Genomic DNA, 23583 nt, shown 5'->3' on the forward strand with positions numbered 1-23583 from the left:
CTGCTGGGACAGCGCCCCGGGCCCGGCGCCGAAGGCCGGCGGGCCCGGCACGCCGGGCACGGCGGAGTGCCTGCCGAGGCCGGCGGCGGCGGCCGCGGCCGGCACGAGGCCCAAGTCGGCGGCCAAGCTCCGCGCAGCGGAACCGGCAGCGGAACCGGCAGCGGAACCGGCGTCCGGTTGGGGCGGCTCCAACTGCCTGGCCTGCTCCCCGAGCGCGGCGCGCCGGTCGACTTGGGCCGCGAACCATGCCTCGGCGTCCTCGTGTTCGGCCGCCAACTCCCGGGCCTCGGCGAGCCGTTCCAGCGTCTCGCCGAGCACTGTCGCCAGTTCGCTCGGGGAGTCGAAGGTGTCGAGCGCGGCGCGGAGCGGCGCCAGCACGTCCTCGTCGAAGTCGGCGACGAGCTCGCTGCCGTCCGGCCAGGGGTTGGGGGTGTCCTGGTCGCCAGGGGTGATCCAGGTGGCCAGTTCCTCCAGGATCCGGGCCAGGGAGGGCAGCGCCGGCCTTGGCAGCCCGACCACGGTGGCGTCGGCCTCACGGTCGATCCGCACCTCGGGCACGGTGAGCAGGGCGCGCGCGGCCGGATCCGCGGTCTGCTCGGCGCTGAAGACGAAGAGCAGTTGGTCGCCAGGCTTGATGTTGTTGGTGGTGCCGGCGACGTGGATCTCCCGGCGGGCGACGAGCTGGCCGGCCGTCAGCTGGTAGGGGCGGCGGCGCCGCACCCCGAGCCGGTTCCAGGACGCCCTGGCCGGCAGGTCCTCGGCGGTCTCGAAGGTCTCCGGCTCCTCGCCGGGACCCGGCACGCTCTGGGCGCGGGCGCCGCGCGGGATGGTGACGGCCGCCTCCTCGCCGCTGCGCGGGTCGCGGTCGAGCGCGTAGGCGAGGAACGTGTCGGCGGCGACGCCCGGCCGCGGCCGGTGGCCGACGAGCCGCCCGAGCAGCGCCAGCGACTCCGGGTCCCGCGCGGTGCGCAGATAGCCCTCGTTGGCGATCCGCTCGGTGTGGAAGGTGAGCAGGTCGCCGAGGACCGCCCAGGCGTCGAGCAGCGCGATGGCCGGGTCGTCGACGGTGCGGACGGTGAGGCCGCGCAGCGCCGGATAGGCGGGGCCGGAGAGTCGTTCGAGCATCGCGGCCAGCAGGTCGGGGTGCTCCCCCGCCCGGTAGGCGATGGTGTCCAGGCCCGGCGGGTTGTACGGGCGGCCGGCCGGCCCGCCGCCTTCGCAGCCGCAGCCACAGCCGCGGCCCCGGGTGGTGCCGCTCATCGGCCACCTCCGATCACAAGCGAGAGCCGGCCGTTCTCCGGCCGGTCGGGGTCGTTGTCGCAGCGGGCGATCTCCAGCGGGCCGATCCGCAGCAGTCCGGCCGCCAACTCGCCCTCGTCCTGCCCGAAGAGCCGCCGCAGCCGGGTGGCGTGGACGCTGGACACCCCGGGCACGGCGGCGGCCAGCGCGATCAGCCGGCTGAGCCGCACCGGCTCGCCGAAGGTGAGCGCGTCGGGGTGGAAGAAGCCGCCGGGCGCGGCGCCGAGCGCGCGGCGCAGCCCGGCGAGCACGTAGCCGCGCTGGTAGCCGGGGGCGGCGCACACGGTCAGCTCGATGTCGAGCGGCACGGGCGTCGCGGCCCGCACCACCAGGTCGTGGCCGATCCTGCGGTACGCCTCCAGGCGTTGCGCGACGGCGTCCAGCAGCCGCTGGGTGGGGTCCGCGGTGCCCAGCGCGTCCACGGCGACGTGCGCCTCCCGGGAGGCGCCGGTCCAGCGCAGTTCGGCGGCGGCCCGCTGCACGCCTGGCGTCTCGGCGGCCAGCCGGGCGTAGTCGGCGGCGGTGACGGCGCGCAGCGGGCGGCGCCTGAGGGCCAGCGGGGCCAGCTGCCGTGCCTCGTCGATCGGTTCGGGCTCGGTGCCGCCGGTGGCGGAGAGGGGGTTGCGGACCCGGACGACGGCCCGGATGTCGGGCTTGCGGGACCGCTTGCCGGCCGCCGACTCGTCGCGGCACCACAGCAGGTGGCCGATCGCCTCGGCGCCGACGTTGCCGGCGGTGCCGCCGCCGATCCGGTAACCGGCCTCCAGCGGGCCCGGCTTGGGCGCGGCGCCGTACCGGCCGTCGCCGAACCTGAGGGCGAGCCGGCCGTCCTCGCGGAGCTCGCCGACGAGGTGCCGGTCGCGGGGGCCGCTGGCCAGCAGGTCGCGGCGCGGCGTCCAGGCGCCGTCGGCGGTGGTGACGCGCACGGCGGGCAGGGCGGCCCCTGGGTCCTGGCTGACGGCGGCCGTGGCTGGCCCGGCGAGCCGCGGGTCGTCCGGGTCGAGCCCTTCGGCGTAGCGGTCGCCCCAGCTCTGTGTGGCCTCCCAGACCACGTACCGGTCGAGGACGCCGCCGGCCCTGGCCCGGGCGACGAGCACGTCGAGGCGCCGCAGCTCGGTGGCCAGCAGCCGCTCCCAGCGGGCCAGCAACTCCCGCAGCGCGCGCTCGGGTTGGCGGTCGAACCGGAGCCGCTCCAGGGTTTCGCGGCCGAAGGCCACGGCGAGTTCGGCACGTTCGGCCCGGCCCGGCGGGTGGCCGTCGGCGGCGGCCCGCCACAGTTCGTCGAGGCGTTCCTGGAGCCGGTCGGGGATGGCGGCCAGCAGTGTCGCCTGCCCGGCGGCGACCCGGGCCGGATCCGGGTAGGGCGCGGCCTGGGTGACGGGCGAGCGGGTGAGCACCGGGCGGAACGGGGTCGGGACGGCCGGGTAGGTGACCTGGGCCAGCAGGGTCTCCAGCGCGGCGGCCTGTTCCTCGGCGGTCGGCGGCTGGACGCGTTCCACCGCCGTGGTGCCCGGCGCGAGGTGGATGTCGAGGCCGGCGCGGGCGATGGTCGCCTCGCCGAGGAGCGTGAACAGCTCGCGGACCTGCCGCGGGCTCAGGTGCCGCCCGGCGCGGGTCTGGTCGCGGAGCGCGCGGATCGCCTCGGCGGACGGGCTGCCCTCGGGGCGCGGGTCCGCGCAGCCGCAGCCGGGCGGACCGCAGGGTGGGAGGGTGACGGGCTCGGGCGGCACGGTGAACGTCTCGGGCACGCCGCCGCAGTGGGTGAGGGTCCTGCCGTGGTCGACCAGCACCACGTTGCCGCGGGCCACGCTGACGTCGTCGAGCGGAGCGCAGTCGATGCCGGCCCGGGTCGAGACGACGAGCGGGAAGGCGAGCGCGTCCTCGGCCGCCCACTCGACCTCGAGCACCGGCTGGTCGTGCAGTTCGTCGACCAGCGGGGTGACGGACGTGAGGCGGACGGCCTGCCGGTGGGCCGGGTCGGCGTCGGCCGGGGTGCCGGTGCGGGGCCCGACGACCTCCTCCAGGATCAGCACGTCCCCTGGCCGCAGCCGCAGCGCCCGCCGCTGCCCGCGCTTGTCGCTCTTCGTCTCCTGGTGCTCGTGGCGGCCGGTGCCGTCGCGCAGCGTCGCCGACGTGGCGCCCCTGGGGACGACGCAGTCCGCGTCGCCCCAGGTCCAGAAGGTGATGGCGTTGTGCTCGGGGCGCAGCGTCACCTCGGCGTTGGTCAGCGGCTCGAAGATCTCGACGCCGGCCCGGCTGGTGAGCGCGTCCACCTGGTCCTCGTCGATGACCGGGCCGAGTTCGGGCCGGTCGGTCGGCCCGAGGCGGCTGACGTCGACGGCCGCGAACCTGAACCGGCCGCGCGGTAACGCGACTTGCCGGTCGGTCTCCAGGGCGACGAAGGCGCGGGCGTTGCAGCCGTCGTGCATCGGATAGTCGACGAGCCGCGCGTGGCGCCGCACCGAGACGCGCATCCTGGCGGTGTCGAGGTAGCCCTCGGTGGCCACCGCGTCCTGCTGGTAGGAGAGTTGGTCGCCGGTGTAGGCGAGCAGCCCGGCCAGCGTCACGCCCAGGTCGGGCAGGTGGCGCTCCACCCAGCCCGGGGTGGTGAGGCTCATCCGGTCGAGGACGAGGCGGCGCAGGCTCTCGTAGTCGCGTGCGGTGTAGTCGATGACCGGCCGCGGCCTGGTGTCGGGCTCCGGTGGGTCTTCCTGTCGGCAGTCGAAGGGGGTGGGTCGGCCCTGGCAGAAGGAGAACTCGGCCTGGTGGTAGCGGGGGTCGAAGCCCCGGTAGGGCGTGGTGCCGGGCCGGCCGTGCGGGTCCTGTTCCACGACGGCCAGCCGGTAGCCGGACGTGTCGCCCGGCCGGTCGACCGTCACCCGCATCAGGTCGTCGAGCTCCGGGTCCTCCTCGCGGTGGACCTCGACGGCGGTGGCGCGAATCCCGGTGACCCGCCGGCCGCCGTCGATCCGGATGTTCTCGGGCCCGACGTGCCGTGGCGCCTTCCCGAGGAAGGTGACGGTCAACGTGCGTCCGTCGTCGCTGACCTCGACCCCGTCGACGCCGTTCAACCGGGCCGCGCGGACCCGGCCGCGCCGCTTCTCCGTCCCGCACTCCGTGCTCACGCGGCCCCGCCCCTCTCGTACTCGATGGTCTCGCCGACCCGGCGCGTCCCGGTGCGCCGGACGGTGTAGGTGAGCAGCACCCGGATCACGTTCTCCTCGCTGATCACCTCGAGGGCCTCCACCTCGATCACGTCGCCGAGCCAGCGCTGGAGGGCGGCGTGCACGGAGAGTTGGACGGCGGAGGCCAGTTCGGGGCTGTTGGGCGCGAAGACGAGGTCGAGCAGCCCGCAGCCGAACTCCGGCTCCATCACGAGCTCGCCCGGGCTGGTGAACAGCAACTGCTCGATCATCTGCCGGACATGGTCGTCGTACTGGGCGTGCGCGGTACGGCCCCGGCTGTCGGGCCGGAACGGGAACGCGATGTCGATCCGGGGCACGTCGGGGGTGCTCGGCATCGTCATTGCCCCACCACCCGCTGCTGCACCGAGGCGACGCTCGGCGGCCCCTGTGGCACGCCTTCCGCGCTGAGGCACTGGCCGGTCGAGGACTGGAGCAGCACCGGCGAGCCGCCGGCCCTGATCCGCGCCGAGGGGCCGGTCCACCGGATGGTGACGCAGGGCTGCGGCTTGCCGCCGACGTTGAAGGTGCAGCCGGCGATGGTGTACAGGTCCGCCTGGGTGTCGATGGGCGCGCCCACCGCGAGGGCGCGCGTCTGGGCGGGCAGCGCCGTCGCCTGGCCGCCGTGCGGGCAGGTCACGGTGGCTGCCGTGGTCAGCAGGTTTCCGGACATCGTTGTCTTCCTCCCCCTGGTCTCTCAGGTCACCGTGAGCGCGCCCTGGTTGATGGACACGGTCGATCCGACGAGCGAGATGCTGGCCCCCTGGCCGTTGCTGATGTGCACGCCCGAGTCGTCGATGACGATGGAGGCCCCGGACGGGTGGCGCAGCGTGATCCCCTTGCCGCCCGGCTCGTCGGAGAGGAGCAGCACCCGCTCCCCCTGCGTCTGGAGCACCACGTTCCCCGGGGCGTTGGGGGTACCGCTCTCCGCGTCGGGCGGCACCTCGTCGGCGGCGCCGTACCAACACCCCGTCCAGATCGGGTAGCTGACGTCTCCCTGCTCGAACTCCATCCAGACGCCGGTGCCGACGGGCGGCAGGTGGAAGTTCCCCATGCCGGGGCCGGCCAGCGGAAAGCAGGGCATGGCCCAGGTGGATGGCTCGTCCCCCAGGACGTCGGGGACCTGGACCTTGAGGCGGCCGAGGCCCCGCGGGTCACGGTTGTCCTTGACCGTGCCCCGGTACTTGCCGAGGTAGGTGCGTGGTGCCGTTGTCGCCATGCGGGTGTGCTCCGTCTTTTGCCTGTGTTGCCGGCTAGGGGATAACGGTGTTCTCGAGCGCGATCAGCCCCTCGCGGGCGAGGGTGAAGTTCTGGGTGTACGAGCCGCGTTGCAGGTCGTGGGTGACGCTCTTGACGTAGTAGCGGCCGTCGTAGGTGATGCCGGCGCCCCGGACTCCGACGAGTTCGCGGGGCCGCAGCACGTAGCCGTACCTGGTCACGTCCAGCTGCCCCGAGCCGGACACGGCGTCCGCCACCTCCATCGCCTTGCCGAGGATCTCGGCGAGGGACTCGGGCCCCTCCTTCTTGGCGGTGCCGCCAAGCACCTTCTTCTTGAGCGCGGGCGCGGGGCGTTGGGAGAGCGGCGGCCGGAAGACGCTGACCTCGGGCACGTTGAGCACCTGGGAGACGCGGGTCGCCTGGAACTGCACGCGCGCCTGCGGCTCCTCGCGGGCGGTGCCGTCGAAGGAGAAGGTGAGCTGGTCGACGTTGGACAGCGCGTCCATGTTGACGTTGAGCGCGTGCTGCGGGGTGCCGAGCCTGACCTCGGGGCCCCAGTAGGCCCGGCTCATGCCGGGCGTCGGCCCGGGATCCAGATAGAACACGAACCCGTTGGCCTTGCCGAGGTCGGTGATGTAGGCGAGGTCCGTGCCGGTCTGGAAGTCGATCCGCTGGGTGGGCACCGGCATCTGCCGGATCAGCTCCGGCATCACCTGCGGGACGATGCCGTACCTGGCGTACTCGGGGCGGGAGACGATGTGCGAGACGCGGGCCGCCGGCCCCATGGAGGGGAACGGCACGCCCTGCCGCTCCTCCAGGTCCATCAGCACGGTCAGGTCCTCGCCGGTGACGGTGAGGGTGGACTGCCCCGGCTGGTTGCTGATCCCGACCTCCTGCCGGATCAGGATCCCGTCCATGAGCACGGTGGTCGTGCCCTGGATGGCAGTGGAGAGGACGACCCTCGTCTTGGGGTCGAAGAACCCGTCCGGCAGCAGGCGGGTGTTGATCAGCCCACGCTTCGAGAGGTCGAAGGAGAGCTGGAACCCACTGCGCTCGCCCGCGGACATGGTGACCTGGGCGGAGAGCAGCGCGTCGGTCACCTCACGGGGAACCGGGCGCGCGATCTGCGCCCCCATGCGGAGCGTGAGATGAATGGGCCCGCGCCGGACGGGTTCGTCAACCGCCATGTGAACTCCCCCCGGGGAGGGGAATGTTGATCCGCTCCCCCGGCGTGTCCGTCAACTCCCGGGGATCGGTGGCAGGGTTGGCATCCGCGATCCGCCACCACTGCCCGGCGCTGCCGAAGTAGTGGTGCGCGAGGAGATCCAGGCGCTCACCGGCACTGACGGTGTGCGGGACGTTCTCGACGGTGTCGTCGGTTGGTTGCTTCGGGATCAGCCTCCGCTTGAGATACGGCACCTCCCGCCCTTCCGCTGTCACATGCACGGCAGTCGGCACGCCGTGATACCGACTCGACCGTGGATAGTTGGTGGCGGCGGGCAGCGCGGCATCGAGTAAGCGGTCGTGGTCGGTCACAGGCCTCCCCCTCCGTTGAGCCCGAGCGTGGCGAGCCGGCCGTTGGCCACGGAGGCCGCGAGCCGCTCCTTCTGCGCGAGGTGGGCGAGATACAGCTCGTAACCCCGGTGCCCGGTCGGCAGGTCGCTGACGGTCAACACCCGTAGCCCGATGCTGAGGCTCGCCCTGATGGGATTCAGCTCCACGTCGAACGCGTTCTCGGTGATCGCCAGTTCGGTGAGGCGGACCGGCAGCACCCGCTTGTTCCCCCAGGTGAAGAGCGTCAACGGCGCCTCGATCGGCGTGATCTCGAGCGTGCCGGCGGCGGCAAGGGCTTCGAGGTTCCGCAGCTGGCCGCTGGTGGGATTCACCAGCATCTCCAACGCCGCAAGATGCGGGTGAATCCCTTCAGGCGCCGGCACATCGAGCTGATCGGTGGCGTCGATCTCCGCCGTGAACTTCCACGTCTCGACGGCTGGCCCCTTGAGCCGCAGCGCCTCGGTCCGGTCCCCGGCCCCCTCGGCCCCGGCGGTCTGCGGAGCCAGGCTCCGCTCCAGGCTGTCGGGGTTGAACTGGAGGACGATGATGCGTTGCGGCGTGCCGCGCTGCGGATCAACGATCACGATCCCGGACCGGATGGGTTTCGGTATGTCGGCGTAGCGGGTCAATTCACACCACCCTCCGATTCCAACGCTCCCAAGAACGTTCGCGCACGTTTTCTGACCCAGTCAACGGGGTCACACTCAGCCACACTAGAAAGAATCGGATGAAACTGTTGATAACCGGTATAGACACCAGCCAGCAGGCTAACCCACCTCGTCATCTCCTCCGGGCTCTCTAGCGCCCTTTCGATCCTCGAAAATACGTCAACCGAGAAGTCGTCGGGAGCTGCGATTCCGAGAAGAAGAGCCGCCAGAGCGAGTTCCTGTTCATCCGCCGCCTCATCATACTTCCCGTATAGCTCATCCAGCGTCCAAGGGTTCAGCGTCTTTTTGGCCTGACGTGCTAGAGATTCGACAACTCGACGCTGATCGCCCGCCAGAACATAGTACGGAATCGCGAATTCGGCATCCTCGCAGCAATACAGCGTCACCACCCCAGGCACCTGCCATACCGCCAGCCCATCGACCCCTCGATCCGGATCTCTCTCGACACGCTCAACAAGAGGCCAGTTGAAGGCTTGAGCGAACTTCGCGACAGATGAAGATCCAACTTCCGGCCTGAGGACGTACCGTGAACTCTTATGATCCAAAACTCTCACCACCCATCCGGCGAACTCCCGACAGTTATGACAGAGAGCTTAGGTAGGCCGAACGAACATAGGTCCGAATCTCCGCAAAAACTCGGTCCTTGATCACTCTGGCCCGATCTTCTGAAGAATCAACCCCCTCCGGTGGAAGCATTTGTCGAACCCGATCAACGATACCGAAGTCACGCATCCAGTCGTCGATCACACCCACATGGCGATCAGCAAGGGTACCGGCATCCTTAAGTCGTTTCCGCCGATTATTGAACCAATCATCGGATTCCTTTTTTGTATTGGCAAGTCCATCCTCCTTCTCCGCCGGATTCTCACCCCTATTCAAGTAACCCAACTCTCGCCGCCTACGTTCGAGCCGATCTGCGTCCAACTCCTCCAAGGTCCGACCAGAGGAGAGACTCTCCTCAAGCACCATCCCCGCTTGCTCTGATCCAGAGAAGGCCGCAGGAGTGGAGAGAAATATTTCGCTGTAGTCCCGGGAACGCATCGCATTCGAATCAGACTCAATACCTTCGTACATATCGACCTCGACAGCCCGCTTCATGCGTTCAACTACGAGCAGATTCGTCACCAGCGCAATGGGGTCACGCTCCGACTCTTGTTGGCCGAAGACGAACGCCGCCTTCAGCAATGCAGCCAACTCTCCTTCTTCAACCCCTTCCGCCAAAAAGTCGGTACCGCCTCCCTTGAAGAAGTCATCAAGGAATTCCGTGAAAAGAACCCAACGCTCCCTCGAGTCTATCTCACTCGCTATTCCTGGCCCTTTTTCACTGTCACGATAGCTCCCGCCGCCTTCCACTACCTTGTGTGCAGCTGCCTCCCCGGTCTGACGCCGACGCACTTCTCCGTATGGGGTTACCCATACATCTTTCTTACCCTCGGGAAGAGCATCTTGGTCACGCGCAACCCCGGTGCGTGCCGGCAGAGGCAGTGGGTCTCTTTCAATCGTTCTGGGCGACCGCCTCGGTCGCGTCTCGGAAACAATGCCGCTGTTGCGTGCAGCAATAACAGCGGGGTCCCTCTCGAGATCCAACGCAAGTTGCCGCAGGAACAAGAGTAATTCGCGTTGCGGTATGGTGACATTAAGACCCTCGAGGACGAGATCCCGGGGATTCAGCCAGGCCTCGATGTCGAATGTGTCCCGACCATCGACCGACAATCCTGAAAGGCGATACCACCGACGCATGCCGAGGAGCAACCCTCGCAGGACTGGTCTCGGCACCCCCCATCTCAAGATCCTCGTCAATCTCGGCCGAAGGCGCGCGACGATGCTTCGAAGTCGGGCGTCCTTGGACTCTGGAGAGTTCTCACGCTCACGGCGTTCCTCACGCTGCTCGCGGCGTCGCTGCTCGCGCGTGCGCTGGTGGTCGCGAAGCTGGTCGCGACGATTGCGGTAGGCATCGCGGACTCGGCGGGCGTCGTTGTCGCGTTGTCGGCGACGCTCGTTGTCGCGAGGGCGGTCACGATCCTGGCTCTGAGAGCGACGAGGCTGGGTGTTGTCGCGGGGTATGCGGTCACGCTCGTCGCGCCGGCGGTTCTGCCGACGGACTCGGTCCAGGGCTGCCCGCACGGCCGCGCGGTCGCGTCGGTGCTCCTGACCTTCCGGTGAGACGCGGGGGCGGCGCGGAGTCGACCGGGGGCGCTCGGGGGCGCGGCGGGGGCTGGAGGGCTCCGCCTCGGTCCTGCGGTTCGCGGGTTGCGCCTCCGACCGTCGGGACTCGTCCGAACGCGCCGGCTCAGGGCGGCGGGAAGCGGGCGGGTGGGCCGGCCCAGGGCGCGTAGGCACGGGGCGGCGCGGCGTGGTGGGCGGCCGGGAGGAGGCTGTCGGCCGCCCGGCGGTCGGACGTGTGGGGGGCGGAGCCGTCAACCTCTCCGTGGTCTCGCGGAGTTGCTGCTGGGTCTGGTCGGCCTCCCGTTCGTCTCGCCGATCCCGATCCGGCCGGCGGTTGCGCAGGGTGCGGGCCACGCCCTTCAGCCGGTCGGCGACTCGGCCGACGTACTTGCCGATGCCGCTCATCAGCGCCTGGTAGACGAGTTCGAGCAGCGCCACCACACCCGCCGCGACGGCGCGGGCGAAGGGGAGCGCGCCCCTGCCGCTCTTGACCGCCTTCAGGAAGTCCAGGACGAGGCCGAGTGCTCGCAGGATCTCGCTCAGCGCCTCCCAGGCCGTCCTGATGGCGTCGACGATCGCCAACACCCAGCCGGCGCCGGGGATGAGCTTGGCCACGATCTTGGTGATGACGAGTTCACCGATGATGAGGGGAAGTTGCGGGACCACCGCGGCCCAGGCTTCCTCGACGATCTCTTCCTTCGTCATGCCACCGTTGATCAGAAGGTCGAAGGTCTCCTGGTCGAGCCCGAGGACTTCCTGGATCTTCTGGTTGAACCACTCCTTCACCGCGGCCTGGGTCTCGGTGAACAGGTGCTCGCGAGCCCCGGTCTCGGCCGCGCTGCCCGCGCTGCTCAGCCAGCCGCCGGGGTTGGAAAGGATGTCGACCGCGACCGGCAGCCATTCGCCCAGGGCGCCGAGGAGGCCCAGCGCGAAGTTCATCACCGCGTTCAGTGCGTTCTTGACGACGTTGACCGCCGCGAGCAGGCCGCGCTTGAGCGTGTCAAGGATGCCGCCGATCCGCTCGCCGATCGCGTCGAGCAGGCCACTGATCATGGTCCCGAGTTCGTCGGCGATCCGGTTGACGAACTCGATGGCGGTCCGGATCAGTGCCTCGATCTCCTGGCGGATCCTGTTCGCTATCTCCAACAGGCCGTTGAGTAGACGCTCGGCGAACCCGACGACGGCCTCGACGAAGTCGTTGAACAACCCGACGATGGCTTCGCGGGCCTCATTGATCCATTCGGCGACTTTGGTACGGAAGCTCTCGATCAACTGGCCGACCGCGTCACGGGCCTCCCGGAAGGCACCGATGATCGCGTTCTTGATCCTGTTGAAGATGTTCACGATCTCGTCGACAGCCCTGTCCAGCCAGCTGTCCGACTCGTTCTCTACCCTCCGGTGCTCGGTTTCCGCCGTCGCCACGGCGGTGTCGTGCGCCGTCGTGATCTGCTCGTCGTCGGTCTTCCTTCGCGTCTCGACTCTGGTGTCTGTGTCTTCCTCCTCGGCCTTGACCTCCTGGCGGACGGTGGTGAGCGTCTCCCCCTTCTCGGTCTCGATTTCCTCGAGTTCGTCGTCCTGTTCCTGCCGCCACTGTTCGCGTGCGCCGATGACGTCGGCGTTCGCTCGTTCGCGTTCCTCGGTCTGGACCCGGGTGCTGGCCTCGATCTGGGTCTGGACCTCCGCCTCGTGCTGTTCGCGAGCCGCCGTGAGGTCCTGTTCCTTGGTTTCCCGGCCAGCGGCGATACCCTGCTGCCCCTCGCTGAAGGCGGCCTGGATCTCGGCGCCTCGCTCATGCTCGGCCACCTCGGACAGGGCCTCCGCCGGTACCTCGCCGGCGGGTTCTCCACTTCCCGAGCCTCGGCCGCCCTCCGAGTCACCACGCGTGCCCGGCACGGATCCGGTCATCGTCTCCGATGGAACGTCGGGGAAGATCTGGTCCTCGCCCATCGGCCGCTGGGAGTCGGCCTGCCCCTCCGTGTGGAGCTGGCTTCCCCTGGTGTCGAACTCGGCGCTCTGCTCACCGGTGAGGCCCTCGGTCTCACCTTTGAGTTCCACGCCCGGCGCGTTGCCCAGCTGGGCCTCGGCCAGGATCTCGTCCTCGGTCGGCAGGTCGAGGAGCTTCTGGATGAAGGCGTCCGTGTCGATGACGTCGCCCATCCCGAGCTGGTTGCTCCCCCAGTTGACGAGTCCGCTCACCATGGACGCGCCGCCGGCAATGATCATGTCGGTGGTGCTGAGCTCGATGTCCGCTCCCGGGACGTCCTCGGGGTTCGGGGCATCTGGCCCGTCCACGTTCGCCTGCTGCGCCTCCGGTCCCTCGACCTCCGTGACGTCGTCCTCCGTGTACTCACCGGGGGGCGCGGCGACCGGGTCGCCCTGCAGGGTCTGGGGCGCGCCAGACGGTCGCTCCATCGTCGGCGGGGCGTCCTGCGCGGCGGCGCGTTCCTGGCCCACGTCGCGTTCGGCGGACGCGTCGACGCCGTTGAGCGTGGCGAGGGCCTGGTGGGGCTTCAGCCCGGCAGCCGTGCTCAGCCCGGATTCCGGCGTCGCCTGGGAGACGTCGGGCGCGGGGCGCTCCCGTTTCGCGGGCGGCACCGCCTGACCGCCGCCGCCTCGGCCGCCGCCACGGGGCGCGCCAGCAGGCATAGCGCGGGCGGCCGGAGCGGGAGCCGCGACCTGCGGAGGTGCTGCCGCTGGCTCGGCCATCGGCTGGGGCGTCGAAGGCTCCTCGGGCCCCGCTGACGCCGGCGTGGGCATGGGGTCGCGTTCGAGGACCGGGGTGCTCGCGGGGGCGGGCTCGCGCACGGGCCGGGGCGCCGGCTCCGGGGCCGGCGCCGGGACTTCAGCGGCCGGTTCGGAGGGGGCGCTGGCGGGCTCGGGCATGGGTGTCGGCGCCGGCGGGGTGGTCGGTGTTGGTGTCGAGGAGGGCTGCGAGCCTGACTGAGGCGTCGGGGCCGGAGTCGCGGGGCCAGGGCCTACTTCCTGCTCGACGGATCGCTCGGTCTGGAGATCGTCGCTGGGTGCGGGGGACGGAGTGTTCTCCGGTTCCGCCGTCGTGCCGGACTCTGGTGACGTGACCGGGGCGGCATCGTCTTGGTCCTCGCTGTCCCGCTGCGCCTGCACCTGCTCGGCCCGGGTGGGTGGGGGGTCGGGGAACGTCGGCGTCGACGGCTGCGTCGTTGCACCGACGTCGAGCTGATCCGCCGTCGGGACGCCGGAGACGTCGAGATCAGAGGTTGGGAGGAAATCGTCCGGCTGGAGTTCGATGTCCCAGGCGCTGGGTGGTTCCGCGGCTGCCTGGTCCTCAGCGGGCTCCGATGTCTCCTGGACGACGGGCTGGGGTGCGGGTTCCGGTTCCGCCTCAGCACCGCGCACCGTGAGCGAGCCGACGTCGGGAGCGGACGTGGCGGAGATCTCGGACGTTCCGGTGGCGTCCGCCTCGAAGGCGTCGCTCGGCTCAGGTTCCGTCGGTTCCCCATCCTCGTCCGCCTGTTCCTCGTTCTTGTCCTTCTCCTTCTCCTCCCGGGCTTCCTCTTCCTCCCTGGCTTGCTCTTCCTCCTCCTCGCGTGTTCGCTCCTCCTCACTCTGTTCGTCGCTCTGTTCCTCCGCCGCCTCCTCTTGTGGTGCTTCCTCCTCCAAGCCGGCCTCACGGCCCGCGCCGGGTCCACTCGCCACCGGAGTCCGACCAGCGGCGGAAGGCGCGGATGCCGCAGCCGTGCTGCCTGCCGGTGCCCGGGTCGACTGCCCGGCATCTGTGGGTGGTTCCTCGGCCTGGGAATCGCCCCGCTCAGCGGCTCTCTCACGTTCCCGGTCGAACTCCAGGTCCTGCTGGCTCTCCCACGCACGCTCCCGAGCACGGTCGCGATGCCATTGCTCGATGAAGGACGGAATCGGCTCGGGCGCCTCGGACGAGCCACGGGCGGACGGGCTGCTCTCCCGTACGTCCTCCACCAGGGTGATCAGATGTTCCAGCTCGGACGAGGGCAGCCGCTGTTCCAGGCGGCCCAGCACCGACTCCTCCACCTCGGGTGAGAAGCGGGCGAGTTGGAGGCGGACGCGGCCCGAGGCGTCGGTCGGGTCGCCGCGCAGGGAGCGGATGATGCCGGCGGTGAGGCGGTCGACGAGGGTGGCGGGGTCGAGGCGTTCGGTGCGGTTGCGGTCGGCGTCGACGGTGGCGTAGCGGAGCCAGCCCGGGGTCGCGTGGGGGGAGGCAGTGACGGCGTCGGCCGAGTGGGCGCCGGCCTCGGCCTCGCGTTCCATCGGTTCGTGCGGGAGGCTGACCGCGCCCAGGTCGCGGCCGGCGCGCAGGGTGCCGAGGGCGTGCGGGGCCTGGACGGTGTGCAGGAGTTCGTGGGCGAGGAGGCGCCGGCCGTCCGCCGTCTCGGGGCGGTAGGCGCCGTCGGCGAAGAAGACGTCCTCGCCGACGGTGACGGCGTCGGCGCCGAGGAGTTCGGCGAGGGCGGCCGCGTCGCGGTCGGTGTGCAGGCGGACGCGGCTGAGGTCGTGACCGAGGCGCTGCTCCAACTCCCGCCGCACGCCCGGGTCCAGCGGTTGCCCGGCGCCGCTGACGATCTGGCGGGGTTCGGGGACGTGGGCCGTGGGGGTGCGGCGCTTCTTGCGGCGCTGGTCGGAGCGGGGCTGGGTGTCGCGGGCGGAGGAGCTCATCGGGACCGCCTCCGTTCCCGGGTCCTGCCGGAGTCGGTCAGGGCGGCGTGCACGGTGCGGGCCAGTTCCTCGCCGAGCCGGTGGGGTGGCAGGTGGCGGGGTAACTCGGGGAGCACGGCACCGAGTTCATCGGCGGGGGTGGTGAGTGGGACGCCGTGTTCGGTGACGAGGCGGGTCAGTTCGCGGCGGAAGGACTCGGTGATCCGGTCGGCGTGGGCTGGCGGGAAGCCGTCGAGGACGAGTTCGCCGATGATCAATTCCACGTTCGGCCGCGGGCCCGCAGGGCTCGCCGGCGTCAGGGGCGTCAGATCCATCCCTGCACCTCCGCCGAGGTCAGGGAGCGTTCCAGCTTCAGGTACTCGGTACGCGCGGCGGCCAGCATGTGGCGCATCTGGACGGGGTCGCCCTCCTCGGCGGCGAGGAAGGCCGCGGAGAGGGCGATGTTGCGGATGGAGCCGCCGGCGACGGTGAGTTGGGCGAGGCGGCGTGGGTCGAGGCCCTTGGTGGGGGCGCGTTCGGGGAGGACCCGGCGCCAGATCTCGGCGCGTTCCGGGACGCCGGGGAAGGGGAAGTCGACGGCGAAGCGGATGCGCCGCATGAAGGCGCTGTCGAGGGCCTTCTTCATGTTGGTGGTGAGGACGGCGAGGCCGCGGTAGGCCTCCATCCGCATCAGCAGGTAGGACACTTCCAGGTTGGCGTAGCGGTCGTGGCTGTCCTTGACCTCACTGCGCTTGCCGAAGAGCGCGTCGGCCTCGTCGAACAGCAGCAGCGCGCCGCCGCGTTCGGCCGCGTCGAAGACCCGGCGGAGGTTCTTCTCGGTCTCGCCGATGTACTTGCTGACGACCTGGGAGAGGTCGATGACGAAGAGGTCGAGGTCGAGTTCGTTGGCCAGCACCTCGGCGGCGAGGGTCTTGCCGGTGCCCGAGCCGCCGGCGAAGAGGGCGGTGACGCCGAGGCCGCGCCGGAGCACGGATTCGAAGCCCCACTCCTGGTAGACGGTGCCGCGCTGCCTGACGTGCGCGACGATCTCCCGCAGGATGACCAACTGTCGTTCGGGGAGGACGAGTTCGTCCCAGGTGACCTCGGGCTCGATGCGTCGGCCGAGTTCGTCGAGGCCGATCCGGGCCTCGTCGAGGCCGGCCCGCCAGGCGAGGTCGGCGGCGTCGAGGTCGTCGCCGCCGGCGCGGCGCACGGTGGTGGCGGCGGAGCGGATGATGTGCGGCGGCAGGGTGAACTGGGCGACGAGGTCGCGCAGCTGGTCCTCGGTGACGCCGGGGATGTCGTGGAACGCGTCCGTCCAGAGGCGGAGTTGCTCCTCCGGGGTGAGGGTGGGGACGCTGATCCGCTCGGCTCGGCGGCCGCTCCCCCGTGGGTCGCGGCTGGCGACGATCAGCGGCACGCCGGTGGCGGCGACGAACGCGTCAGTGGTGGCGGCGAGTTCGCGGGTGGGTTCGGTGGTCTCGCCGAGTTCGATGAGCAGCGCGGCCGGGAGCAGCACGGCCTCGCGCTGCCAGAGGCGGGTCAGTCGGTCGCGTTCGACGGGGTCGCTCGGGAGGTCGTCGGGGGTGACGGCGTAGAGGCCGAGGCCGGCGCGGCGGGCCGCGGCGGCGGCGAGGTCGGCGCGGCTCCGCGGGTCGCCGCCGACGAGTTCGACCAGGGGCGGTTCGCCGGCGGGTGCCGTGGCCCAGGCGGCGGCGAGGCGGTCGGCGGTGTGGCGGTAGGCGTCGGGGAGTTCGGCCTCGGCGGGGGCGGGGGTACGGCGCAGCAGGCCGTGGAGGCGGCTGTCGAGGTAGGGGGTGCCGGCGAGGAGGTGGAGGACGCGTTCGTCGATGCGGAGCCGGCTGGTGGTGAGCCGGGTCTCGTCGTCGAGTTCGATCAGTCGCCAGCGGCGGAGCGGGGCGACCGGGGTGAGGGCGCTCCAGTGGGGGTCGGGGAGGGTGGCGAGGGCGAGCGAGAAGGTGGGGTGGGCGCGTTCCGGATCGCCGGCGGCCGCGGCGCAGCGGCCGCCGGTGGTGGCGTCGAGTTCGGCGGCCGCGGCGAGGAGGAGGACGGCGCGTTCGAAGGTGGTGAGGTCGAAGCAGGCGGCGACGGCGGCCAGGCTGCCGCGCGGCTCGGGTACCGGGGGTGGGGTGGTGTCGCCGGCGGCGTGGGCGTCGAGCCTGGCCAGCACGGCGGCGACGGCGGCCGGCAGCGCGTCGGCGTCGCCGCGGGTTTCTGTGGTGCCCATGGTGTCCCCCCCTCCGGGTGTCCGGCTCGCCGATCAGTCCTGGTCGCGCGGTGGTGCGGTGAGGTCGAGGGCCGGCCCCGCGAAGGTGCCGTCCGGTGTCTGTTCGATGGCGCTCGGCACGCCGTCCACCCGCACCCGGACGAGGTACTCGGCGGGTTGGACGTCCTTGACCGCCACCCGCAGCGCCTCGGGGTCCTCGCGGTCGGCGGCCGGGAACGGGGCGCGGAACCGGTAGCTGAAGGCGCGCCGGTCCTCGGGCGGTCGCAGTTCGTCGAGGAGCAGTTCGACGCGCTGCTGGTCGCCGATCGGCATGTCGAGCCGCAGCGCGACGGTGCCGGTGTGGAGGTCGCCGCCGGCGGTGTCGGTGAACCTGGCGGGTTCGGCGAGGGCGGGCTGGCGGGCGAAGGTGGCGGCGTTGGACTCCAGGCCCCTGGCGGGCCCGCCGTAGACGAGGCGGAGCCGGTGGGGCCCGGGGGCCAGGTCCTCGGGCGGGGTGAGGACGATCCGGCCGTCCGTCACGTCGTCGGCGGGCACGGGGACCTGGTGGCTGCCGAGGTGGGCGGTGACGGGTCCCGCGGCGAGTCCCGAGCCGGTGAGGACGAGTTCGTGGCCGAGCGGCACCGGTCCTTCCGCCTCCGGGGTGGGGTAGTCGGCGCCGGCCGGCCGGGAGCCGACGCGGTCCAGGCGGGGCCGGAGGCCGGGGATGGTGGTGACGGAGCGGCGCAGTACGGGCTTGCCGGCGGCCGGGTCCTCGCGGCCCTCGAGCAGCACCAGCGTGGCCTGGTAGACGACGGACAGCGCGTAGGGGGTGTGGTGGAGCATGCCCCAGAGCTTGGAGGTCTCGTCGATGTCCATCTGGGTGGGCGTGAACCTGACGCGCTGTGGGGAGGCGGCGAGGTCGGATCCGGTCAGGTGGCTGCTCTGGGCGGCGCGTTCGATCAACTCGCGGGAGAGGACCGGGATTTCGTGGAGGGTGCGGACGACGGCGCCGATCAGCCGCTGGCCGGTCAGCTCGGTCTCCTCGCCGTAGCCGGTGATGAGGTAGTGGAGGTCGACGGCGGCGGTGGGACGGCGCAGCAGGGTGCCGTCGGCGGCCCGGGTGGGGACGTCCTGGTTGCGCAGCGCGCCGTTGGGGGTGACCTGGTAGAGGAAGACGGTGATGGTGGGTTCGGCCGGCGGGTCGGTCGGCGGGCGCTTGGTCTCGACGTTGACGGCCATGTCGATCTCGGGGCCCAGGTTCTCGGCGATCAGCAGCCGCAGGGCCTCGGAGACGGTGGCCAGGGCGAGGGCGTTGCTCATCGGCGGCGCTCCTCACGGGTGAGATAGTCGCCGAGGCCGAGCGTCGGCGGCTGGCGTCGCGGTGGCTCGGGGCGTTCGCGTTCGCGTTCGCGCGGTCCGGCGCCCGCGGCGCGGACTTCGAGGCGGCCGATGCTGACCTGGACCGTGCGGTCCGCGGGGCGCCGCCGGTTGGTGGCGCCGGCCGCGGCGGCCCTGGCGGTGCCGGACGGGGTCGTGGCGGCGCGAGGAGTGGGCGTGGCGGCGGGGGCGGCGGCCAGCGGTGGGCGTCCTGAACCGGCCCGCGGTGACGGGGAGGCCGGCCGGGCGGTGGCGCGGGAGGCGGCGGACGCGACGGGCACCGGCAGCGGTTCCGGTGAGTGGACGACGCGGGGCTCGGCCGGTCGGAGGGGCGGCGCCGGCGGGCCTACCAGCAGCGGGTGGGCCGCGCTCGGGGAGGGCCGGGCGGTGGGTGGGCGGAGCGGGGCGGGGGCCGGCGGGGGGACGAGCGCGGGTGTGGGGCCGGTACGCGGCGCGGGCTCCGTGACGCGCGTCGGCGCGTGGGGTAACGGGCCGATGGCCGGCGCGGTTTCGCTCCCGAGCTCCGTCTCCACGAGGTCGGGGAGGCCGGTGCGGGCTCCGTCGAGCCGCTCGAAGGGACCCGGCAGCCGGGGGCGGACCCGGGGCCCGCCGGCCGCCGCTGAGCCGGCCGCGGTACGCCCCACCAGGCGGGCGAAGAAGTCAGACATCCGCACAGAGCTCCAGGTAGTAGCGGCGGCGCAGCGGGCTGAGGGCCAGGATCTCGGCCTCCGACCAGCCGTAGGCGCTGGCGAGCAGGTGGACGTCGAGCAGCGTGGTCTGGGCCCAGGCGTCGAGTTCGGCCCAGAGGTGGGCGGCGATGTCGAGTTCGGCGGAGGCCCGGTGGCCGCACTCGGGGCAGGCGACGGCGAGCCGGATGTCGGCGCGCGGGTCGGCCTCGGCGGCGGCCTCGGTGATCCGGCGTTGGACGGGTTCCGGCAGCCGCTCGGCCGCCTTCGGTGTGCCGTTCAGCTCGGCCGTCAGCACACACCGTCGCAGCAGCAGGCGCCTGGCCGGCTCCGGCCCGCCGGCCTCCTCGGCAGCGGCGAGGTCGCCGGTCGTCGGCAGCCGGAACCTGACCGTCCAGCCGCCCTCCTCGACGACCAGCGAGTCGACGGCCGACGACTCCTCCGCCAACGGCCCGCCGGCCCGAGGCCTGGCGGCGACGGCCTGGGCCGCGCTGAAGCCGAACTCCATCTCCTGCTCGCACTCCTCACAGGTCACCCTGACGTCCATCCGGTCGCCGAACAGGGCCGCGCGCAGCGCGAAGAGGTCGGCGTCCCGGCGGCCGACCGGCGTGGCCAGCAGTTCGTCGGTGCCGGCCGCCGGGCGGGCCGCCGAGTGCAGCAGCAGTGCCCGGCCCACGCCGCCCGTGGCGAGGCCGGCCTCCCAGACGGCCAGCAGCCCGGCGGCGCCCAACGCGGCGGCACCCAGGCCGCTCCCCTCCCCGGTCACCGCGCCCGCCCCCTAGGCGGGCTGCTGGAAGGACGGCTCCTCGGGCTCCGGCACCTCGTAGTCCCGCTCCCAGCCCTCGCACTCCAGCTTGAGGCTCTGGATGGCCACCGCGTTGGCGTTGGCGTCCAGTTCGCCCAGGACCTGGTACTCGCTCGGCCAGGCTCGGTAGACCTTGTGGGAGACGGCCACCTGTCCGGCCTCGTTGAGGACCTGGATGGTCAGGTCCTTGCGGAAGTCGCGCAGCGACATCTCCGCGCCGCGGCCGGCGCCGACCTGCCACACCTTGTTGGCCCAGCGGTCGAACTCGGGGTCGTGGGTGACGCCGCGTTCCAGGGTGACCGCCTCGAACTCGCTGCGTCCCGGGGACTTGCGCGGCGAACTCGGATCACCGCCGTTGCGGTGTTTCACGACCTCGGTGGTTCGCTTGAGCGCGCTGATCTTGCTGATTCCCGCGACGATGCGGCCGTCCCAGACCACCAGGAATTTGAAGTTCTTGTACGGGTCGAATCGCTGCGCGTTGACGGTGAATTCGGCCATGCGGCTTCCTATGTCTCGATCTTGCCTCGGCGATCTTCGGCTAGGACTCGAACTGCCCGGCGATCTGTTCGATCTTGACCACCACGAATTCGGCCGGCTTGACCGGGGCGAATCCCACGAGCACGTTGACGATGCCGCGGTTGATGTCGTCCTGGGTGGTGGTGGTCCGGTCGCACTTGACGAAGTAGGCGTCGCGCGCCGAGGTGCCCTGGAAGGCGCCCTGTTGGAAGAGGGTGTGCAGGAAGGCTCCGACGTTGAGCCGGATCTGGGACCACAGCTGCTCGTCGTTGGGTTCGAAGACGACCCACTTCAGGCCCCGGTACAGGCTCTCCTCGAGCATCAGGGCGAGCCGCCTGACCGGCACGTACTTCCACTGCGAGGCCAGCGCGTCGGCGCCGTCGAGGGTGCGGGCGCCCCAGACGACCGGGCCGACGACCGGGAAGTTCCGCAGCGAGTTGAGGCCGAGCGGGTTGAGCAGCCCGTTCTCCGGGTCGGTCATCGGCACGGTGAGCGCCCGGACCCCGGAGAGCCGGGTCTCGATGCCGGCCGGCGCCTTCCACACGCCGCGCTCGGCGTCGGTGCGGGCGTAGACGCCGGCGACCGTGCCGGAGGGCGGGAAGGCCCGCAGCCGCCCGGTGAGCGGGTCGACCAGTTCCAGGTGCGGGAAGTAGAGGGCCGCGTGGTCGTTGCGCACCGAGTCGAAGGTGGACAGGCCGGCGCGGGCCGCGTTGACGCTGGTCCAGGTGGCCGGGGCGTCGGCGATGAGGAACATCCGCTTCTCCTCGCACAGCGCCTCGGCCGCGGACAGCACGGTGACCATCTCGTCGTGCGAGGCGTAGGAGGCGAGTTCGGGGAGCACCAGCAGGTTGACGTCGGCGACGTCGCGCAGCGCCTGGATGCCGCTCTTGCGGGCCTCGCTGCCGATCAGGTCGGTGAATCCCGGGGCGCCGCCGTCCTCGCCGCCGTCCAGGGCGAAGACCGGCGCGTTGACGGAGGCCTCCAGGCCCAGGTCGTTGGCGGCCTGGCCGAGGAAGCGGACGACGTCGGTGGGTTCCGAGGAGCCGGCGACCACCTGGAGCCGGCGGCCGAAGGGCACCACCCGGGTGCCGGCGAACGCGCGCCTGCCCGGCGCGTCGGGGAGCGAGCGCAGCTTGCGCTCCAGCAGCAGCGCCAGGTCGACGAGGGTGGCCGGGGCTTCGCCGTCGCCGTCCTCCTCGTAGAGCGTGAAGGTGCGGGCGACGTCGCCGACCTTGACCTCGATCTCCTTGGCGAGGTCGGGCAGTTCCTCGGGGAACGGCTTGCTGACCGTGCCCGACGGGTCGGGGCGCCCCTCGCCGAGCACCTTCACGGTGACGGCGGCCGAGGACTCGTTGATCACGGTCTCGGCGAAGTTGGGGTCGCCCTCGCGCGTGGAGAGGCCGGTGAAGGACTCGCGGACGGCGCCCGCGGTGTCGGTGATCAGCAGGTTGAAGGTGGCGTCGGGCGCCGGCGTGTCCTGGTCGACGGTGACCCGCAGGCCGCTGCCCCAGCTGCCGGGGTCGCGGGCGGTGATCCGCAGCGCGTCGGCCTCGGTGCCGGCCTCGGTGGAGCGCAGGGCGACGGTGGCGGCGGTGCCGCCCCTGGCGGCGACGGCGCGGACGATCACGGCGACGGAGCCGCCGCTGAGGAAGAACTGCCTGACGGCGTAGCTGACGGGGCTGTCCGCCGCCAGCCCGCCGAACTGCCGCTCGAAGTCGGCGAAGCTCGTGATGGTGATCGGCCGGTTGACCGGCCCGCGGCGCGTGTGCCCGACGAACGCGGTGACCGAGGTGGTCACCGCGCTGATCGTCCGGACGGTACTCGGGAGTTCCTCGATGTACACGCCGGGATAAGTCGGTGCCGTCGGCATTCACCCCTCCATTCCCTCGGTGTTCCAAGCGAACAGGGGAGCGAGTGTGAGATCGCGCGGCCAGCGATCACCAGAGGTGCCAACGCCGGCACAGCGATCACCAATGCCTCCCCCTCAGGCCGAAGCCTGCAATGCATGGTGTCGCGGTTCTCGTCAGAGATTCTTGCCAAGGGTCCGAATCGCCGTCAACCCCCCTGAATAAGAAGACTGAATACGTCGGCCACGCACTTCAGCGGGTATGCGGCGGCCGGAATTCAGCGTCGGCCGATTCAGAACCGACACACAATCTCCGCTGTTTTCCCATGGGCAAAGCACAGCCCGACCAGGGGCGGGCCGTGCCGGACGTCTCGGCCGAGGCGGGCGACGCGGGTAGCGTGTCCCCACACCATGGGCGGCTACCCGGCGGTCGGAGACCTGACGGCCACGCCCTGGGCCTGGAGGGGCCGGATGACCGCACCGACCGACCGCCACCGCGACAGCGCGACGGAGGGCAACGCCGCGGCCGACCGGGTGCCGGAGCCGGCCCCGGAGCCGACGCCCGAGGAGCGGACCGGCGGGGTGCGTGAGGTGAAGTCCGCGGCGCGGACCCTCGAACTGCTCGAACTGCTCGCCGCCCGCCAGAACCGGCCGGCCAGGCTGCGCGAGTTGAGCGAGGCGCTCGGCATGCCGCGCAGCAGCTGCTACGCCGTGCTGCGCACGCTGACCAAGTACGGCTGGGTGCGGACCGACGCGTCGGGCACGATGTACGGGATCGGGATCCGGGCGCTGCTCGCCGGCACCAGCTATCTGGACACCGACCCCTATGTGCACACCGCCAAGTCGGTGCTCGACCGGCTGGGCGAGCACCTGGACGAGACCTTCCACCTGGGGCGGCTCTCCGGGACGGACGTCGTCTACCTGGTGACCCGCGAGTCGGGGCAGTACCTGCGGCCGCACAGCCGGGTGGGCCGCCGGCTGCCGGCCTACTCGACGGCGCTCGGCAAGGCGCTGCTCGCCGGGCTCGACGAGGCGGCCCTGGCGCGGCACCTGCCGGCGGATCTCGCGCCGCTCACCGAGCACACGCTGACCGACCGGGCGGCTCTGGGGCGGGATCTCGCCGAGGTCAGGGAGCGCGGCTGGGCGGTGGACCGGGAGGAGAACACCCAGGGGGTGAAGTGCTTCGCGCTGCGGCTGCGCTACGCGGAGCCGGCGACCGACGCCATCAGCTGTTCGGTGCCGCTGGCCCGCCTGACGCCGGCCCGCGAGGAGGACGTCGTCTCGGCGCTCGGCCGGGCCAGGGACAGCATCGAACAGGGCGCGCTCGCGCTCGGCTTCGGGGCCTGGGGGGAGGACGGGCTCTGAGGCCGCCGCGCCGAGGCCCCCTCACTCCTT

The 23583-nt window shown here is 71.6% G+C and carries 17 protein-coding genes and 1 pseudogene; 1 reads left to right on the forward strand and 17 read right to left on the reverse strand.

Features of this window, described 5'->3' with window-relative positions:
* The 17 genes and pseudogenes from ACYVPE_RS16525 to ACYVPE_RS16605 form a co-directional block, all read right to left on the reverse strand.
* A pseudogene (locus ACYVPE_RS16525) lies at positions 1–1260 on the reverse strand (putative baseplate assembly protein); the annotation flags it as partial.
* Positions 1257–4424, reverse strand: coding sequence for a putative baseplate assembly protein (locus ACYVPE_RS16530; protein ID WP_461034359.1), 3168 nt, complete (start codon positions 4422–4424; stop codon positions 1257–1259). The pseudogene ACYVPE_RS16525 and the gene ACYVPE_RS16530, both read right to left, overlap by 4 nt.
* A complete protein-coding gene (locus ACYVPE_RS16535) occupies positions 4421–4819 on the reverse strand; it encodes a GPW/gp25 family protein (RefSeq protein WP_461034411.1) in 399 nt (132 codons plus the stop codon). Before ACYVPE_RS16535 ends, ACYVPE_RS16530 begins: the two co-directional genes overlap by 4 nt.
* Positions 4820–4821: 2 nt before the next feature.
* Positions 4822–5154, reverse strand: coding sequence for a hypothetical protein (locus tag ACYVPE_RS16540; protein WP_461034360.1), 333 nt, complete (start codon positions 5152–5154; stop codon positions 4822–4824).
* A 24-nt stretch (positions 5155–5178) separates the two neighbouring features.
* Positions 5179–5700 (reverse strand): phage baseplate assembly protein V, encoded by a 522-nt coding sequence (locus ACYVPE_RS16545; protein ID WP_461034361.1) that lies wholly within the window; start codon positions 5698–5700, stop codon positions 5179–5181.
* A gap of 34 nt (positions 5701–5734) precedes the next feature.
* Positions 5735–6886, reverse strand: a complete 1152-nt coding sequence (locus tag ACYVPE_RS16550) for a hypothetical protein (RefSeq protein WP_461034362.1) — start codon at positions 6884–6886, stop codon at positions 5735–5737.
* Positions 6876–7235: a hypothetical protein gene (locus ACYVPE_RS16555; RefSeq protein ID WP_461034363.1), complete on the reverse strand. Its 360-nt coding sequence runs from the start codon at positions 7233–7235 to the stop codon at positions 6876–6878. The genes ACYVPE_RS16550 and ACYVPE_RS16555 overlap by 11 nt, the downstream gene beginning before the upstream one ends.
* On the reverse strand, positions 7232–7882 hold the full coding sequence (locus tag ACYVPE_RS16560) for a CIS tube protein (RefSeq protein ID WP_461034364.1): 651 nt from the start codon (positions 7880–7882) through the stop codon (positions 7232–7234). The genes ACYVPE_RS16555 and ACYVPE_RS16560 overlap by 4 nt, the downstream gene beginning before the upstream one ends.
* On the reverse strand, positions 7879–8310 hold the full coding sequence (locus ACYVPE_RS16565) for a hypothetical protein (protein WP_461034365.1): 432 nt from the start codon (positions 8308–8310) through the stop codon (positions 7879–7881). The genes ACYVPE_RS16560 and ACYVPE_RS16565 overlap by 4 nt, the downstream gene beginning before the upstream one ends.
* A 190-nt stretch (positions 8311–8500) precedes the next feature.
* Positions 8501–14752, reverse strand: a complete 6252-nt coding sequence (locus ACYVPE_RS16570) for an eCIS core domain-containing protein (RefSeq protein ID WP_461034366.1) — start codon at positions 14750–14752, stop codon at positions 8501–8503.
* The gene (locus ACYVPE_RS16575) at positions 14749–15066 is read right to left on the reverse strand and encodes a hypothetical protein (protein WP_461034367.1); all 318 of its coding nucleotides are present in this window, start codon (positions 15064–15066) and stop codon (positions 14749–14751) included. Before ACYVPE_RS16575 ends, ACYVPE_RS16570 begins: the two co-directional genes overlap by 4 nt.
* On the reverse strand, positions 15057–16979 hold the full coding sequence (locus tag ACYVPE_RS16580; RefSeq protein ID WP_461034368.1) for an ATP-binding protein: 1923 nt from the start codon (positions 16977–16979) through the stop codon (positions 15057–15059). Before ACYVPE_RS16580 ends, ACYVPE_RS16575 begins: the two co-directional genes overlap by 10 nt.
* A gap of 33 nt (positions 16980–17012) precedes the next feature.
* Positions 17013–18278, reverse strand: a complete 1266-nt coding sequence (locus ACYVPE_RS16585) for a Pvc16 family protein (protein WP_461034369.1) — start codon at positions 18276–18278, stop codon at positions 17013–17015.
* A complete protein-coding gene (locus tag ACYVPE_RS16590; RefSeq protein ID WP_461034370.1) occupies positions 18275–19003 on the reverse strand; it encodes a hypothetical protein in 729 nt (242 codons plus the stop codon). Before ACYVPE_RS16590 ends, ACYVPE_RS16585 begins: the two co-directional genes overlap by 4 nt.
* Positions 18996–19787 (reverse strand): T4 family baseplate hub assembly chaperone, encoded by a 792-nt coding sequence (locus ACYVPE_RS16595; protein WP_461034371.1) that lies wholly within the window; start codon positions 19785–19787, stop codon positions 18996–18998. The genes ACYVPE_RS16590 and ACYVPE_RS16595 overlap by 8 nt, the downstream gene beginning before the upstream one ends.
* Positions 19788–19799: 12 nt before the next feature.
* Positions 19800–20324 carry a phage tail protein gene (locus ACYVPE_RS16600; RefSeq protein WP_461034372.1) on the reverse strand — a complete coding sequence of 175 codons (525 nt, stop codon included), beginning with the start codon at positions 20322–20324 and terminating at the stop codon, positions 19800–19802.
* Between the two features lie 40 nt (positions 20325–20364).
* Positions 20365–22212 carry a phage tail sheath C-terminal domain-containing protein gene (locus tag ACYVPE_RS16605; protein WP_461034373.1) on the reverse strand — a complete coding sequence of 616 codons (1848 nt, stop codon included), beginning with the start codon at positions 22210–22212 and terminating at the stop codon, positions 20365–20367.
* Between the two features lie 447 nt (positions 22213–22659).
* Here ACYVPE_RS16605 and ACYVPE_RS16610 point away from each other — a divergent pair, with 447 nt between their 5' ends.
* The gene (locus tag ACYVPE_RS16610; RefSeq protein ID WP_461034374.1) at positions 22660–23553 is read left to right on the forward strand and encodes an IclR family transcriptional regulator; all 894 of its coding nucleotides are present in this window, start codon (positions 22660–22662) and stop codon (positions 23551–23553) included.
* The last annotated feature ends 30 nt before the right edge of the window (positions 23554–23583 follow it).

The organism is Streptomyces mayteni (assembly GCF_054783955.1).

What these genes read in the sequence shown, in the direction of transcription:
- ACYVPE_RS16535 (WP_461034411.1), bottom strand. Translation starts at nt 4,819, where the DNA reads ATGCCGAGCACCCCCGACGTGCCCCGGATCGACATCGCGTTCCCGTTC.
- ACYVPE_RS16540 (WP_461034360.1), bottom strand. Translation starts at nt 5,154, where the DNA reads ATGTCCGGAAACCTGCTGACCACGGCAGCCACCGTGACCTGCCCGCAC.
- ACYVPE_RS16545 (WP_461034361.1), bottom strand. Translation starts at nt 5,700, where the DNA reads ATGGCGACAACGGCACCACGCACCTACCTCGGCAAGTACCGGGGCACG.
- ACYVPE_RS16550 (WP_461034362.1), bottom strand. Translation starts at nt 6,886, where the DNA reads ATGGCGGTTGACGAACCCGTCCGGCGCGGGCCCATTCATCTCACGCTC.
- ACYVPE_RS16570 (WP_461034366.1), bottom strand. Translation starts at nt 14,752, where the DNA reads ATGAGCTCCTCCGCCCGCGACACCCAGCCCCGCTCCGACCAGCGCCGC.
- ACYVPE_RS16575 (WP_461034367.1), bottom strand. Translation starts at nt 15,066, where the DNA reads ATGGATCTGACGCCCCTGACGCCGGCGAGCCCTGCGGGCCCGCGGCCG.
- ACYVPE_RS16580 (WP_461034368.1), bottom strand. Translation starts at nt 16,979, where the DNA reads ATGGGCACCACAGAAACCCGCGGCGACGCCGACGCGCTGCCGGCCGCC.
- ACYVPE_RS16585 (WP_461034369.1), bottom strand. Translation starts at nt 18,278, where the DNA reads ATGAGCAACGCCCTCGCCCTGGCCACCGTCTCCGAGGCCCTGCGGCTG.
- ACYVPE_RS16590 (WP_461034370.1), bottom strand. Translation starts at nt 19,003, where the DNA reads ATGTCTGACTTCTTCGCCCGCCTGGTGGGGCGTACCGCGGCCGGCTCA.
- ACYVPE_RS16600 (WP_461034372.1), bottom strand. Translation starts at nt 20,324, where the DNA reads ATGGCCGAATTCACCGTCAACGCGCAGCGATTCGACCCGTACAAGAAC.
- ACYVPE_RS16605 (WP_461034373.1), bottom strand. Translation starts at nt 22,212, where the DNA reads ATGCCGACGGCACCGACTTATCCCGGCGTGTACATCGAGGAACTCCCG.
- ACYVPE_RS16610 (WP_461034374.1), top strand. Translation starts at nt 22,660, where the DNA reads ATGACCGCACCGACCGACCGCCACCGCGACAGCGCGACGGAGGGCAAC.